This window comes from Achromobacter sp. SIMBA_011 (genome assembly GCF_046535435.1).
GTDB lineage: Bacteria > Pseudomonadota > Gammaproteobacteria > Burkholderiales > Burkholderiaceae_B > Achromobacter > Achromobacter dolens.
In genome coordinates, this window is record NZ_JAWRWN010000011.1 from 19,361 (window position 1) to 33,914 (window position 14,554).

Below are 14,554 nucleotides of genomic sequence, written 5' to 3' on the forward strand. Positions count from 1 at the left end.
GGAGGAAGACAGATGAATCGCGAGCAACACCCCCCGATCGACGACGCGCAGCGCCGCCGCGCGCTGGCCGCCCTGGGCGCGGCCGGCCTCTGTGCGCTGGCCCCTTGGCGCCAGGCCCTGGCGCAGAAAGGCGCCTGGCCGGAACGGCCCATCAATTACGTCGTGCCGTTTCCCCCGGGAGGCCTGACCGACGTGGCAGCGCGCCAGGTCGGCAAGGCGCTGAACGATGCCGAACGCTGGAACATCGTGGTCGAGAACCGCCCGGGCGGCAGCGCCAACATTGGCGCTGCCCACGTCTCGCACGCCGCGCCCGACGGCTACACCTGGCTGGCCATCACCCTGTCGCACGCCGCCAACGCCACGCTGTTCGCCGGCAAGGCCGGCTACGACCTGACCCGCGACCTGGCGCCGGTGGCCGGCCTGGCTTCGTCGCCCATCATGGTGGTGGTCAACGCCAAGAGCCCGATCAAAACCATGGACGACCTGGCCCGCGCGGCTGCCGCCAAGCCGCTGGCCGCCGGCTCCAGCGGCAATGGCACGCCGCCGCACCTGACGCTGGCGCTGTACCAGAAGCTGACCGGCGCGCCGCTGATGCACGTGCCCTACAAGGGCGGCGCGCCGTCGCTGACCGACCTCATCGGCGGCCACCTGGACGTGGTGTTTTCCAATTACCCCGAATCGCTCGCGCATGTGAAGAACGGCTCGCTGCGCGCCCTGGCCATCACCACCCGCGCGCGCAGCGCCGACCTGCCCGACGTGCCCACGGTGGCGCAGGCCGGACTGCCGGACTTGATCGTGGAGAACTTCACCGGCGTGATGGCGCCGGCCAGCACGCCGCCGGAGCTGGTGCAGCGCATCGGCGAAGCCATCGTCAAGCAGGTGTCGCAGCCCGCGATGCAGCAGGCGCTGCTGCAGTTGGGATTCGTGCCGCAGCCGCGCGGACCGGCCGAGTTCGGCAGCTACCTGCGGTCCGAGGTCGACCGCTGGGCCAGGATCATCCGCGACGCCAACATCCAGATCGCCTGACGCCGGAGCCGCCATGCACGTGCTTATCTCGGAATTCATGGACGCGCCCGCGGTCGACGCGCTGCGCCAGCGCTTCGACGTGCGCTACGCCCCCGACCTGGTGGACCAGCGCGACGCCCTGCTGCGCGCCGCCGGCCAGGCCGACGCCCTCATCGTGCGCAACCGCAGCCAGGTGGACGCGGCCTTGTTGGCGGCCGCGCCGCGGCTGCGGGCAGTCGGCCGGCTGGGCGTGGGGCTGGACAACATCGACCTGCCCGGCTGCGCGGCGCGCGGCATCCAGGTGGTGCCGGCCACCGGCGCCAACGCGCGCGCGGTGGCCGAGTACGTCATCGGCACGTTGCTGGCGCTGCTGCGCGGCGCCTACGGCGCCAGCGCCGCCGTGGCCGACGGCCAATGGCCCCGCGCCGCCCTGTCGCAGGGGCTGGAGGCGCACGGGCGCACCCTGGGCGTGGTGGGTTTCGGCGGCATCGGCCAGTTGACCGCGCGGCTGGCGGCCGGCCTGGGCATGCGCGTCGTCGCCTGCGACGCCGCCCTGCCGGCGACCCATCCCGCCTGGGCCGAAACCTGCGCCACGCGGCTGGAACTGGACGACCTGCTGGCCCAGGCCGACGCCGTCACCCTGCACGTGCCCCTGACCGCAGGCACCCGCCATCTGCTGGACGCGGCCCGCATCGCTCGCATGCGGCCGGGCGCGGTGCTGATCAACACGTCGCGCGGCGGCATCGTCGACGAGGCCGCGCTGGCGGCGGCCTTGCGCGGCGGCCGCCTGGGCGGCGCGGCCCTGGACGTGTTCGAACAGGAGCCGCTGCCGGCCGGCGGCCCGCTGGCCGGAGCGCCCAAGCTGATCCTGACCCCGCATATTGCCGGCTTGACGCAGGAAGCCAACACCCGCGTTTCCGACATGGTGGCCGCCGGTGTGACAATAGCGCTTACCGGCGGCGCCCAATGAAACGCGGCGCGCCTCGCTGACAGGAAGGATATGGCTCACATCTATCTGGACGAACTTCAACACCTGGCCGCGGCCAGCCTGGCCGCCGCGGGCGCCAACCCGGCCATGGCCGACAGCACCGCCCGCGCGCTGGTCTTCGCCGAAAGCCAGGGGCTCAGTTCCCACGGCCTGTCGCGCGTGCCGTTCTACGCCGGCCACCTGCGCACCGGCCGCGCCATCGGCAACGCCGTGCCGCGCATCGTGCACGAGCGCGGCGGCGCGGCGCTGATCGACGCCGGCTCGGGCCTGGCGTTCCCGGCATGCGCGCTGGCGGTGGCCGAAGCCGGCCGCCGCGCGCGCGAACACGGCGTGGCCTTCATCGGCGTGGCCAACAGCCACCATTTCGGCGAGGCCGGCTATCACCTGGAAGCGCTGGCCGATGCCGGCCTGGTGGCGCTGGCGCTGAGCAACTCGCCCGCCGCCATGCCGGCCTGGGGCGGAAAGCGTCCGCTATTTGGCACCAACCCCATCGCCGCCGTCTTTCCGCGTCGCGGCGGCGGCCGCATCGTCATCGACCTGTCCTTGTCGCAGGTGGCGCGCGGCAAGCTCATGATCGCCGCGCGCGACAACCAGCCGATCCCGCTGGGCTGGGCGCTGGACGCCGACGGCCAGCCCACCACCGATCCCAAGGCCGGCCTGGCGGGCAGCATGCTGCCCGCCGGCGGCGTCAAGGGCGCGATGCTGGCGCTGATCATCGAGCTGCTGGCCTGCGCCCTGACCGGCTCGCACTTCGGTTTCGAGACCGAGTCGTTCTTCGTCGACGCGGGCGGCCCCGCGCGGCTTGGGCAGGCCTTCATGGCCATCGACCCGGGCGCGCTGGCGGGCAACGAGGCCTACCTCGAACGCGTCGAGACGCTGGTGGCAGCCATGCTGGAAGACGACGGCGTGCGCCTGCCCGGCGACCGCCGCCGCAAGCTGCGCGACGAGGCGCTCAAGCATGGCGTGGAAATCCCCGAAGCGCTGATGGCACAGTTGCGCGCCATGTCGGGCGTGGCCTGAATATTCCCCGGCGGTGGCTTGCCCGGCGGCCGGACGGGCCCCGCCCACTGCCGACCCGACGCACTTCGACCTGCTCGCCCTTCGCTATGACCGATGACGATCTGGCCGGCCTATATGCCGGCGGCGCCACCCACCTGGACGCGGCCACGCTGGCGACAGCGGGCCTCGATCCCTCCAGCCGCGCCTGGCTCGCCGACCACGGCCTGCCGTTGCGGCCCGAGCCCGCCATCCCCCTGCTGGAGTTCGTGCCGCCCCGCATGCACGCCGGCGGCAACGCCGCCGTCCTCTTGATCGCGCGCGAACCGTGGGCCGACGCGCTGTGGATAGGAATCGCGGCGGATGGCCGCGTGGTGACGGCAGGCGCGGACGGGCCACCGATCCTCATCAACAGCCGCATCACGCATTTCCTGCATTTCCTGGCCGCGTTCCAACGCTTCCAACGCGCGGCCAGCCGTGACGATGCGGGGCCCCGCGTGTACACCCAGGCCGAGATGCAGGCCCGACTCGACGCGTTGCGCCAGGGCCAGGGCCGGCGCGCGAGCCCGCCCGCCTCACGAGCACCCGCCACGCCGGCCCTTGACCGCCCTGCCGCGCTGCGCCGGCTCGAGCAGGCCTGGCGCGACTGTGACGCCACCGCCCTGGCCCGCGGCGGTTGGTGGCTCCGTATCCGGGAACAACTGCGCGACGGCCTGCTGTAGCCTGCCGCACCCGGCCGCCGGCCGAACTCCCGGGGCGAATGGCCCTACCTCTACGGAGTCAACCGCTCAAGGCCAGGTGACCGTGAAACTCTTGTTCACCGCATGCCCGGCCGCATCGGTCACGGTCACTTTTATCGCCGACGACATGCCCGGCGCAGCGCCGGGTCGGACCCGCAGGTTCCGCGGAGCGCGGCTGTCCGTTCCGGCTTTCGTGAATTCCAGCAGGTCGGCAACGCCCAATGCTGCCGTCATGGCGACATCGCCGACCCCGCCAGATACCGTCACGAAAGAATCGAGCGTCACGTCGGGCTCTCCCACGGCAGGTCCAGCCAGGGCGTCCGAGGTGAGTTGCACGGCCAGCGCCGGCGCGATCTCCAGGTTGAAGAAGGCCGAGGTCGGCACCGCCTCCACCAAGGGGTCCGAGATCGCGACGGCAAAGGTATTGGAGGGCGACACTTCGAGCGCCGTACCGGTTATCTCGCCGGTCGTGGAATCCATCGTCAAGCCGGCCGGCAAGCCGCCATGGAGCATGCGGTACTCAAGCTTCCGTCCGCCCGCGCCCCCTCCCTGCACAGGGCTATAGCTGACGGCGTCGCCAATCATGTAAGCCTTGACAGGCACCCGCACGTTCGCGGTGGGCCGCTCGAACGCCAGCAGGCCGAAGCGCTCCTGCACCGTGTGCGCCGGCGAGGCGGTATCGCTGATAGTGACGGTGTAGCGCGCAATGTTGGTGTCCAACTGCTCGACCGTCGGGGTGCCCGAAATGACGCCGGTCGCGCGATCCATCGTCAAGCCATCCGGCAGGGGCGGCGCCACGTCGTACGATAGCGGCCCGACGCCGCCCGACGCCGTCACGGGCGCATAGGCCGTCAGCGGTTCGTTCAAGGCCTGCGTGGTGTACGGCTGGTTGAGCGCGGCCGCCAGGTTGCCATGCACCGCGAGCGTGAAGGTGGCGGTGACGGTCTGCAAGGGATCGGCGCTGTCGGTCACCGTGACCGTGTATTCCGTGGCAGGCGACACCGCGATCGGCGTTCCGGGGACATTCTTGATCTTGCCGTTCCGCTCCTCCATTTGCAGCCCGTCCGGCAAAGGGGGCTGCACGCTGAAGTGGAGCAGGCCCAGGCCGCCCACGGCATTGACCGGGGCCTCGTCGACGATTTCGGCGTCGACCATGATGGAAACGGCCGGCTTCACCGTGGCCGCCGTCAGCGCCGGTACGACCAGCAGGGAAAAGGTGCCCTTCGCCGAATGCTCCGGCATGGCGCTGTCCGTCACGGTGTAGGTATATGTGGCGAGCAAAGACGGCGTGGTCGTGACCCCGGTGATCGCGCCGGTTCCCGCGTTCAGGGCCAGGCCCGCCGGCAGTGCCGGCGTCACGCTGTAGCGATACGGAGGCACGCCGCCCCAGGTGAGGGCCGGCGTATAGGAAACCGTGTCATGTACCCGATGTACTTCGCCGGCGTTGGGTACATTGGTCTGGAGGATCGGAAAAACCCGGAGCGAGAAGGCCGAGCTGGCCCTCTGCCCAACGCTGTCGCTGACAGTGACGGTGTAGACGGTCTCGGCAGACTCGCCCACGGCGGAACCCGAGATGCCGCCGTCGCTTGCATCCAGGGCCAAGCCTGCCGGCAAGGCAGGTGAAATCTCGAAATGGCGCGCGCCGACACCCCCGGAGGCCTCGACGGGAGCCGCGACCGTCACGGGGTCCCCCGCCGTCACGGAGATCGCATCGACCCGGCTCGTCACCGAGATCGTCTCACCAACCTCCATCATGAAAGAGGCCGTGACCGTATGCGCCGGCGAATCGCTATCGGTGACCGTGACCGCGTACGTAGTCAGAGGCGCTACCGCGACGGCGGACCCCGTCAGCATGCCAGTCGCCTCGTCCAGCGCCAGCCCTGCCGGCAATGCGGGGGAAACGGAATAATGAAGCGCTCCCACGCCGCCCGCGGCGGTCACCGGCTGATAGCTGAGCTCGCGGCCGACGACGGCGTCCGTCGTCCCCGAGGGAGTGGCGACCGCTGTCAGCAAGCCCCTGATCTCCAGCGTGAAATTGGCGCTGACCTCATGCGAGGGCGAGGCCCCGTCAGTGACCGTCACGGTGTACTCGGTCCGGGGCGATGCCATCGCGGCGGATCCCGTGATGGCGCCGGTCGACGCATCCATTGTCAATCCGGCCGGCAGCGCCGGGGCGACCGCATACCCGAGCGTACCGATTCCCCCCACGGCCGACACCGGCGTGTCATTGAGCGGATCACCCGCCTGCGCCACCCAGGTGGCACGATTGACGGTGGAGAGCAAGGCTGCCCCGATCGCCAGGCTGAACCGGGCCGTGGCGGCCCCCGGCGGCGTGCCGCTGTCGGTCACTGTCACCGTATAGTCGGTCAGTGGCGACGGGACGAGGGCGCTACCCGTCACGGCGCCGGTTTCCACGGAAAATTCCAACCCCGCGGGCAAGGCGGGAGTGACGGCGTAGTGCAACTTGCCAATACCTCCGCCGCCGCTCACCGGAACCACATCGGCGCCGACCGCTACGCCGACCAGCCAGCTTCGCGACGTGAAATTGGCGCTGGCCGACAGCGGCCCGGCCACCGTCACCTGATAGCTGCCGGCGCCTGCCTCGAACCCGGGCAGGTCGGCCGCCTGCGTGGCGGAGATGGTGGCGGAGCCCGCCGCCACCGCGGTGACCGTGCCATCGGCGGCAACGCGCGCGATGGCGTCGTCGCTCGAACGATAGGTGATGGCGCCTTTGCTGGCCGGCTGGTCGCTGAGTGCCGGGTTGCCGACGGCATCCCCGACCGTCAGCGTGACGGACGCCTGCGCGAAGCCCAGCCGCGGCGTGACGGAGACCTTTTGCACGACCACGCTGATCACGCTCAACCGCGACTGCGCGACGGCGAGGTCGACCCAGGCCAGGGCGAGGACCAGGCAGGCCCCCGTCAGGGTGTAGAGCGCCAGGTAGAACGGCGTCTTGAGAAATTGGACGATCTTCTTGCGGCTTGTCATTTCCGGCCCACCGTGATCTTGACGTTGTAGGCGGACGTGGTGGCGTCGGTAACGCGCACCAGGTATTCATCCGTTGCCGTGGGAACCGGCAGCCTGGGCAGGTCCACCACGAGCTGCTCGGGCGCCACCGAAAACTGCGGCGAAATGCCGATGTCGGCGCCGTTCTTCTGCACCGACGCCAGGACCAGCGCGCCGCTGCCGACGGCGATGGTGAGTCGTTGGCCATCGGCGCTGACCTCGGCGCCGGGCGGCAAGCCGGCCTTTTCGACGAAGACTTCCCGCACCCCGGTACGGTCGACCTTGGCCAGGAAGGTCTGTGGAATGCGGTCCGGACGCGTGATGGCCTTGTCGAGCAAACGGGCGCCGGTGTATTGCTGCATCGACTCGCGCAGCGCCAGCGAGGTATCGTCGGCCGTATGGCGTGACGGCGAAATCAGTTTCATCAGGTCGACGTAAACCATGACCGTCTTGCTGTTGAGCGCGCCATCGCGGCCGCGCGACATGCCGAACGACAGGCGCGCCTTGTCGCCCGACAAGCTGGCGATCAGATCGCGCGACACGCCGGTGGATACGCGCATGTCGAACAGGTAGTCCTTGTAGAGAGCGAACTTCACGCCGCCGGAAAGATAGGGACGATGGCGGCTCTCGACCGAGCCGTCGCCCATCGGGTAGCGTTCGTGTTCCAGGCCGAGCGACGAGCTGAGCACCAGCGAGGAGGACGGCGCGTATTGCAGGTCCACGCTGGCGCCGTACAGCCGGCCGGTGGAGATGCGGCGCGGGTCGTAGAGCACGCGGGTGTAGTTGGCGTAGTCCTCGAGCACCGTGCGGCTCGACAGGTCGTTCCGGCTGTGCGCCCGCGCGCCCCAAGCGGACGCGCCCAACGCATGCAGGCCAAGGCCAGACTCGGGCGTGAACAGGCGGCGCGCCGACAGCACGCCCGCCAGTTGCGTGACCGGCACGCGCGCGCTGCCGGAATCGAAATCGAACGACGGCCGGCCTTTCATCAGCGACACCGCGGCGTCGAATTCGTATTGCTTGCTGGCGTCGACGAAAATGCCGCGGCCAATCAGTTCGCGCTGGTATTCACCGAGCTGCATGCTCGCACCGAGGGCGAAACGATCGGTGATGAGCCGGGCGTATTCGATGCGGCCGATCGGCGCGTTGTCCATGGCGCCGCCGCCGACCCGGAACCGCGAATCGGGCGTGGACAGCGCGAAGGAATCCCGCCCCAGCGACACGGTGCCGTCGCCCACGGGCACGGTCAGGTTTGGATTCGACGCGCCCATGCGCGTGCCGGTCGCCGCGGCCATCATGGGATTGCCCCGGGCATCGCGCCGCGCCTGCTCGGCCCGCGCGGATTCCTGCAGGAACGACGCGAAGGCCCGTTCGAGTTCGCGCTTGTCGCCGGCTTGCGGCGCCGGCAGGTCGGGCAACCCGCCCGCCGCGGCAGGCGTGGTCAAGGCGAAGGCCGCGGCCAACGCCAAGAGGACCCGCACGTAGTGGCGGGACCGAAGCCCGCCACAGTCGACGGAGATCTTGCGAGGAGACGATTCCGTATTGGGATGGGGCGCCCGAGGGGCGATGGGCTTCCGCAAGGAAACGGACTGAGGCATCTTGATATTTCCAACATCGGCCGTGGCGATGTCGCCGGAACCTGAATCACGAGGAATGCGTTGATTCTAGGTATCTGGAAGGGGCGAAATGACCGCGCGGCCGACACACAAAATTAATTGAGTGAATCGACCATCACGGTCAATTGGACTAGCAAAATATCCGAATGCCTGCGGCGAAAGAAGCGCGCGCCCTCTAGAATCGGACGGCCAGAATGCGCAATCGTCAAAGGGCGAAAATCAGCGCCGGAAAATGACACCAGGGGTCACATTCCGGCGGCGCGGCTGAACCAGAGCATCAGCGGCGCCAACAGCAGGAACACCACAGTGGACACCAGCACCGCGCCGGCGGCGGTGTCGCCCATGTCCGTGTAGCGCTTGGCGTACATGTAGCTGACCACCGCGCACGGCATGGCCATCTGCAGCGTCAGCGCGCCGGCCAGCACCGGCTCCAGATCGAGGATCCACACGATCGCCAGGCCCGCGCCCAACCCGGTCACCAGCCGCATCGCCGCCACCTTGGCGCCGTCGCGCACGCCGTTGGCGGGGATCAGCGCCAGCGCGTGGCCCAGGCTCAGCAGCATCAGCGGCACCGTCACCGCGCCCAGCATGCGGGCGGTCTCGATCAGCCAGGCCGGCACCGGGATGTGCAGCATGCGCATGGCGACAGCCACCACCGAGGCCAGCAGGATCGGACTTTTCCAACTGCCCTTGGTGTTGACGCCAGGCAGCAGCCGCACCGCGATGGTGTGCATGACGAAGGAATTGACGGCGAAGAACGCCACCGCCACCGACAGGCCGGCATCGCCGAACGCCAGTTGCGAGATCGGCAGGCCCAGGTTGCCGGCATTGGGCAGGAACGCCGTCGGCAACAGGGTGCGCACCGGCAGGCGGCCCAGCTTGAGGAGCAGGGAGCAAACCAGCGCGCACAGCAGCAGCGCCAGCAGCGTGGCGGCCGCCACGTCGGCCAGCGCGCGGTCGTCCAGGTGGGTCGTGACGAAGGTGTGGAACACCAGCGCCGGCGTGGTGACGGACGTGACCAGCGTGGTGATGAAAGCGCCGCCGAACGGCAGGTCGCGCTTGCCCCAGAAGACGCCGATGCCGACGCACGACAGGAGCGGCAACATCAGCACGATGGCCGACAAATAGAACTGCGCGATGGCCAGCATCCGTTTATTCCGTCAGAGATTCAAAGGGCGATACGCAATGGCATCATCGCTTGTCCACGGCCGATGGCCAGCCGGAACATGGGTTGTCTTTTGCCAGGAACCCGCGTCCCCGCCGCCATGTCCGCCGACCCCATTCTCGTCGCCCCGCTTGCACCGCTCAGCGTCCGGCTGTCGCCGCGCGAATCGGCTTCGCTGCTCTGGAGCGCCGCCGGCAAGACCAGTTGGGAAACCGCCCGCATCCTGGACATCAGCGAAAGCACCGTCAATTTCCATTTGCGCAACGCCTGCCGCAAGCTGCAGGTGCGCGGCCGCCGCGCCGCGGTGGCGGCGGCGATCCGGCGGGGATTGGTGTGAGCCGTCACGGCTTGACCACGACCGACCTCAGGAATTCACGCGCCCGCTCCTGCGGCAGGCTGGCCTCGGTGCCCGCCGCCACCGCCTCGATCAGCATGGTGTCGGTCACCCACACCCGCGCCCGCAGCCAGCCGGGCTTGCCCATGGCCTTGCCCTGCACGTCGATGTCCTGCCCGTAGGGCGGCCACTCGGTGGGCGGCGGCGCCTGCATGTTGACGTACAGCGAACGCATCAGGGCCATGCCCAGCGCCTGCCTGGCCACGGGATCCGCCGCGATCTCCGGCGGCAGGGGCGCCGATCCGATCGCGAACACCGCCTCGCCAACGGTGGCCGTGGCCAGCGTGAATGACAGCGTATGAGTGTCCAGCCGCAACTGGCGGGTCTCGGTCTGCACCCGGTTCGGGAACGCCGCCCGCACCCGGCCGTCCGCCACGTCCACTTCGCGCCAGTTGTAACGGGGCGAGCAGGCGCTGACCAGCAGGGCCAACACAACAATCGGCCCGGCTTTCTTGAACATGAAACGAAACAGCGATGAAATCGTCATTACCGTAAAGACCCCACGGTCTTTTCATTTCGAGGACAGCCCCAAATTGTCGCCGATTTCGATGACCCCAGCGCCCGACGGCACGCCCCTGGCCAATTACGAGTGGTCCGCCGCCCCGAATGTGCCCTCGCCCGTGATCGGCGCGGGCACGCCCGGCATCTACCTGCTGCATGGCCTGAGCGAGCATGCCGGGCGCTATGACCGGCTGGCGCGCTGGCTGGCCGCCCGCGGCTGGACCGTGGGCGCCCATGACCATCGCGGCCATGGCCGCTCCGGCGGCCGGCCCGCCACGCTGGCGCGCCAGGAGGACCTGGTGACCGACGCCGTCGCACGCCTGGCCGACTGGACCGCCGCCCACGGTCGCCCGCCGATCCTCCTGGGCCACAGCCTGGGCGCCCTGGTGGCGGTCCGGATCGCGCTGCAGCGGCTGGCGCCGATCGACGCCCTGGTGCTCAGTTCGCCGCCGTTCGTGGTCAACGTGCCGCTGTGGGTGCGCCGCACCCTGACCTGGATGTCCCTGCACGCGCCCGACCTGCGCGTGCCCCACGGCCTGGCGCCCGCCCGGATTTCGCACGACCGGGCGGTGGTCAAGGCCTACCGGTCCGATCCGCTGGTGCGGCGCAGCATGACCGGCCGGCTGGCCCGCTTCGTCGATGACGGCGGCCGCGATTCCCTGCGGGAAGCCCACCTGCTGGCCTGCCGCACCCTGCTGATGGTGGCCGGCGACGACTCCATCGTGGCGGCCGAGGGCAGCCGCCAGTTCGCCCAGCGCGCGCCCGCCGAATTGCTGACATTGCGCTGGTACGACACCGCCTGGCACGAGATTTTCAACGAAACCGCCCCTATTGCCGACCCGGTCTACGCCGACCTGGACGAGTGGCTGGCGCGCACCGCCGCGCAATTGTCCCTGTCCCCAGTACTGGCTCCCTCGGCAGAGGAGGCCAGCACCCCGTAAAATCCGGCGACAGACCCCATCGAGAAGATTCCGTGACTGATACCGCCGCCCAACGCCTCTCCCGCCTGGAGGCCAACCGCTCGCTCCTGACCCAGACCCTGAGGGGCATCGAGAAAGAAGGCCTGCGCGTCGACGAGCAAGGCATCCTGGCCCGCACGCCGCACCCGGCCGGGCTCGGTTCCGCGCTGACCAACGAACACGTCACCACCGACTATTCGGAATCGCTGCTCGAACTGATCACCGGCACCCACGACAACGTCGACGCCCTGCTGGCCGAGCTGACCGCCACGCATCGTCACGTCTACAGCGTGCTCGACCACGAGCTGATCTGGAACCAGTCGATGCCGGCCACCCTGCCGGCCGAGGCCGACATTCCCATCGCCTGGTATGGCACGTCCAACACCGGCATGCTCAAGCACGTCTACCGCCGCGGCCTGGCCGAGCGCTACGGCAAGACCATGCAATGCATCGCCGGCGTCCACTACAACTTCTCGCTGCCCGAAACGCTGTGGTCCGTGCTGGACACGCAGCCCGGCACCGACCAGGACCGTCGCTCGCGCGGCTACATCGGCCTGATCCGCAATTTCACGCGCTACTCCTGGCTGCTGATGTACCTGTTCGGCGCGGCGCCGGCGCTGGCGCGTGATTTCCTGCGCGATGGCGAACACGGCCTGCAGCGCCTGGGCGACCACACCCTGTACCTGCCCTACGCCACCAGCCTGCGCATGAGCGACCTGGGCTACCAGAACAAGGCGCAGTCGCAGCTCAAGCTCTGCTACAACGATCTCGATACCTTCCTGGGCCGCCTGTACGACGCGGTCACCCAGCCCTGGCCCGACTACCAGAAGCTCGGCACGCATCGCAACGGCGAATGGATCCAGCTCAACACCAATGTGCTGCAGATCGAAAACGAGTACTACTCCAGCATCCGCCCCAAGCGCGCCACCGGCCGCTGCGAGCGCCCCATCACCGCGCTGGCCGAACGCGGCGTGCAGTACGTGGAAGTGCGCTGCCTGGACATCAACCCCGAATCGCCGGTGGGCATCGACGCCGACACCAGCCGCTTCGTGGATGCCTTCCTGCTGTTCTGCGCCGCCTCCGACAGCCCGTTCTTCCCCGCCAACGGCTACTGTCAGCGCAGCGCCGACAACTTCGCCACCGTGGTCAAGGAAGGCCGCAAGCCCGGCCTGCAACTGGACCGCGACGGCAAGGCCATCGGCCTGGCGCAATGGGGCCAGGAACTGCTGGACCAGATCGCGCCGTACGCGGCCCTGTACGACTCGGCCCTGGGCGGCAGCGCCTATGCCGACAGCCTGGCCGCGCAGCGCGCCAAGCTGGGCCAGCCCGACGCCACGCCGTCCGCGCGCCTGCTGGCCGCGCTGACCGACAGCGGCGAATCGTTCCACGACTATTCGCTGCGCCAGAGCCGCGCGCATGCGCAGGCGCTGCGCGCCCAGCCGCTGCCGGCGGACGTGGCGGCCGAATACCGCCAGGCCGCGCTCGACTCCAGCGCCGAACAGCGGCGCATCGAGCAAGCCGACGACGTCGATTTCGACACCTACGTGGCGCGCTATCACGCCGCGCTCAAGGCGCCGCGCAAATAAGGCGTATCGTTAGGGTTTTGGATCAGGAGGCTTTCCCATGCGCCGCATTGCAACATTACTGTTGGCCGTCGCCGCCAGCGCGGCCGGAATCGCCCACGCCGCGCCGCCGCCCATGCAGACCGTGGAGTCGGTCGACCTGAAGCGCTATGCCGGCATGTGGTACGAGATCGCCAACTTCCCGATGTTCTTCCAGCGCAACTGCGTGGGCGACACCACCGCGGAATACACGCTGCATCCGGACGGCACCGTGGGAGTCAACAACCGCTGCCGCACCAAGGACGGCGACATCGACTCGGCCACGGGCACCGCCACGGTGGTCGAAGGCAGTAACAACGCCAAGCTCGAAGTCTCGTTCTTCAAGCCGTTCAAGGGCGACTATTGGGTCATCGGGCTGGACCCGGACTACCGCTGGGCAGTGGTCGGCACGCCCGACCGCAAATACCTGTGGATCCTGTCGCGCTCGCCGCAACTGCCCAAGGAAGACCTGGATCGCGCACTGGCCGCCGCCACCGCGCAGGGCTACCAGCTCGACGAATTGCGCTACACGCCGCAGAAGTAGTGCGCGGCCGGCCCGGCGGCGATACGGCCAGGGCCCGGCCACGCGGTCCGCGACCGCGCGATACGCGCGGCGTTCAGACCGCGCCCACCGCTCGCGTGGTCAGCCCGCGTAGTCGCGCGCCAATCGCACCACCGTCACGCCCGGCTTGAGCTGACGCAGCGACGGCATCACCAGCGTGCAGCGGTCATAAGGCGAAACGATCGCCCGGCCGTCGGCCCAGCCGATCACCGATCCCGCCTTTTCCAGCGTCTCCAGGCCCTGCCAGGGCTGCGCGAAGCTCACGTCCATCGACGGCGCCACCACCGCGTCGGTCACTTCCAGCACCCGCTGCGCGGCGTCGGGCTGCCGCCAGCCGGCCGGGATGTCGGCGGCATCCACCACATCCGCCGCGACCAGCATGCGCGCCACCATGTCGCGCGCCACGTCGCGGGCCGCCGGATCGCCGTGAAAGCCGCATTCGATCAACAGCGCGCAGGCGTCGCCGCGCGCCGGATCCCCGAACTGCGCGAAGTCGCGCATGCGCACGCCGTCCTTGTGGCCGGCGTCCACGATGACGTGCCGCGGCGCCTTCAGGCGCCGCGCCAGCGCGATATTGCGCGGCAGGACGCCCGTCAACAAGAGCGGCGCGCCCGGCTCGTGCATGGAATGCAGGTCCAGCAGCCAATCGGCGCGCTCGACCCACGGCTGCAATTGCGCCGCTCGCTGGCGGTCGCGGGTCGTGGGGTTGTCCAGGCGCTCGGCGCTCCAGACCCGGTTCATGTCCTCGTCGACGAAACGCGAGGCGTCATGGCGCGCCAGATCGAAACGGTCGAAGGCTGGCAGGTTGCAGAACGCCAGCGTCAGGCGGCCGCGGCGCGGCCGCAGGCCCGCGGCCAGCAGGTCCTTCAGCGCCCAGGCGCCGCACAGCTCGTTGCCGTGCACCAGCGCGGACAGCATCAGCGCGCGGCCGGGCAGGCCCGAGTCGAAGTGCCAGACGCCCGGCGTATCGGTATTGCCCAGCCGCTCGGCGGCGAGATCGGGAACGGGCAGCGTGAAATCCATG

The 14,554-nt window shown here is 69.5% G+C and carries 13 protein-coding genes; 8 read left to right on the forward strand and 5 right to left on the reverse strand.

Annotation, left to right across the window (positions count from 1 at the left end):
• Nucleotides 1-12 precede the first annotated feature (12 nt).
• From SB816_RS26695 to SB816_RS26710, 4 genes are all read left to right on the forward strand, one after another.
• Entirely contained in the window at nucleotides 13-1,026 is a 1,014-nt protein-coding gene (locus SB816_RS26695) for a Bug family tripartite tricarboxylate transporter substrate binding protein (RefSeq protein ID WP_054503570.1), read from the forward strand.
• Between the two features lie 13 nt (nucleotides 1,027-1,039).
• Nucleotides 1,040-1,975, forward strand: a complete 936-nt coding sequence (locus tag SB816_RS26700; RefSeq protein WP_410547766.1) for a hydroxyacid dehydrogenase — start codon at nucleotides 1,040-1,042, stop codon at nucleotides 1,973-1,975.
• Nucleotides 1,976-2,005: 30 nt separating this feature from the next.
• Nucleotides 2,006-3,013: an Ldh family oxidoreductase gene (locus tag SB816_RS26705; protein ID WP_144656801.1), complete on the forward strand. Its 1,008-nt coding sequence runs from the start codon at nucleotides 2,006-2,008 to the stop codon at nucleotides 3,011-3,013.
• Between the two features lie 86 nt (nucleotides 3,014-3,099).
• Nucleotides 3,100-3,711 carry a hypothetical protein gene (locus tag SB816_RS26710; RefSeq protein WP_410547767.1) on the forward strand — a complete coding sequence of 204 codons (612 nt, stop codon included), beginning with the start codon at nucleotides 3,100-3,102 and terminating at the stop codon, nucleotides 3,709-3,711.
• Between the two features lie 66 nt (nucleotides 3,712-3,777).
• On the opposite strand, the gene SB816_RS26715 is transcribed toward SB816_RS26710, so the two are convergent.
• The 3 genes from SB816_RS26715 to SB816_RS26725 form a co-directional block, all read right to left on the reverse strand.
• The gene (locus tag SB816_RS26715) at nucleotides 3,778-6,717 is read right to left on the reverse strand and encodes a putative Ig domain-containing protein (RefSeq protein ID WP_410547768.1); all 2,940 of its coding nucleotides are present in this window, start codon (nucleotides 6,715-6,717) and stop codon (nucleotides 3,778-3,780) included.
• A complete protein-coding gene (locus SB816_RS26720) occupies nucleotides 6,714-8,177 on the reverse strand; it encodes a hypothetical protein (protein ID WP_156330788.1) in 1,464 nt (487 codons plus the stop codon). Before SB816_RS26720 ends, SB816_RS26715 begins: the two co-directional genes overlap by 4 nt.
• Nucleotides 8,178-8,593: 416 nt before the next feature.
• A complete protein-coding gene (locus tag SB816_RS26725) occupies nucleotides 8,594-9,496 on the reverse strand; it encodes an AEC family transporter (protein WP_410547769.1) in 903 nt (300 codons plus the stop codon).
• Between the two features lie 117 nt (nucleotides 9,497-9,613).
• Between SB816_RS26725 and SB816_RS26730 the strand changes: the two genes are divergently transcribed.
• Nucleotides 9,614-9,850 (forward strand): helix-turn-helix domain-containing protein, encoded by a 237-nt coding sequence (locus tag SB816_RS26730; protein WP_054503577.1) that lies wholly within the window; start codon nucleotides 9,614-9,616, stop codon nucleotides 9,848-9,850.
• 4 nt (nucleotides 9,851-9,854) lie between these two features.
• On the opposite strand, the gene SB816_RS26735 is transcribed toward SB816_RS26730, so the two are convergent.
• Nucleotides 9,855-10,394 carry a hypothetical protein gene (locus SB816_RS26735; RefSeq protein WP_054503578.1) on the reverse strand — a complete coding sequence of 180 codons (540 nt, stop codon included), beginning with the start codon at nucleotides 10,392-10,394 and terminating at the stop codon, nucleotides 9,855-9,857.
• Nucleotides 10,395-10,455: 61 nt separating this feature from the next.
• Here SB816_RS26735 and SB816_RS26740 point away from each other — a divergent pair, with 61 nt between their 5' ends.
• The 3 genes from SB816_RS26740 to SB816_RS26750 are packed head-to-tail and all read left to right on the forward strand — an operon-like array spanning nucleotide 10,456 to nucleotide 13,512.
• Nucleotides 10,456-11,349 (forward strand): alpha/beta hydrolase, encoded by an 894-nt coding sequence (locus tag SB816_RS26740; protein WP_410547770.1) that lies wholly within the window; start codon nucleotides 10,456-10,458, stop codon nucleotides 11,347-11,349.
• Nucleotides 11,350-11,381: 32 nt separating this feature from the next.
• Complete coding sequence (gene gshA / locus SB816_RS26745) at nucleotides 11,382-12,953, forward strand: glutamate--cysteine ligase (protein WP_175167206.1); 1,572 nt, start codon at nucleotides 11,382-11,384, stop codon at nucleotides 12,951-12,953.
• Between the two features lie 37 nt (nucleotides 12,954-12,990).
• Nucleotides 12,991-13,512 (forward strand): lipocalin family protein, encoded by a 522-nt coding sequence (locus tag SB816_RS26750; RefSeq protein ID WP_054503581.1) that lies wholly within the window; start codon nucleotides 12,991-12,993, stop codon nucleotides 13,510-13,512.
• A 99-nt stretch (nucleotides 13,513-13,611) separates the two neighbouring features.
• Here the strand turns inward: SB816_RS26750 and SB816_RS26755 are convergent, their stop codons facing one another.
• Nucleotides 13,612-14,553, reverse strand: coding sequence for a succinylglutamate desuccinylase/aspartoacylase family protein (locus SB816_RS26755; RefSeq protein WP_064524946.1), 942 nt, complete (start codon nucleotides 14,551-14,553; stop codon nucleotides 13,612-13,614).
• Nucleotide 14,554: the final 1 nt, after the last annotated feature.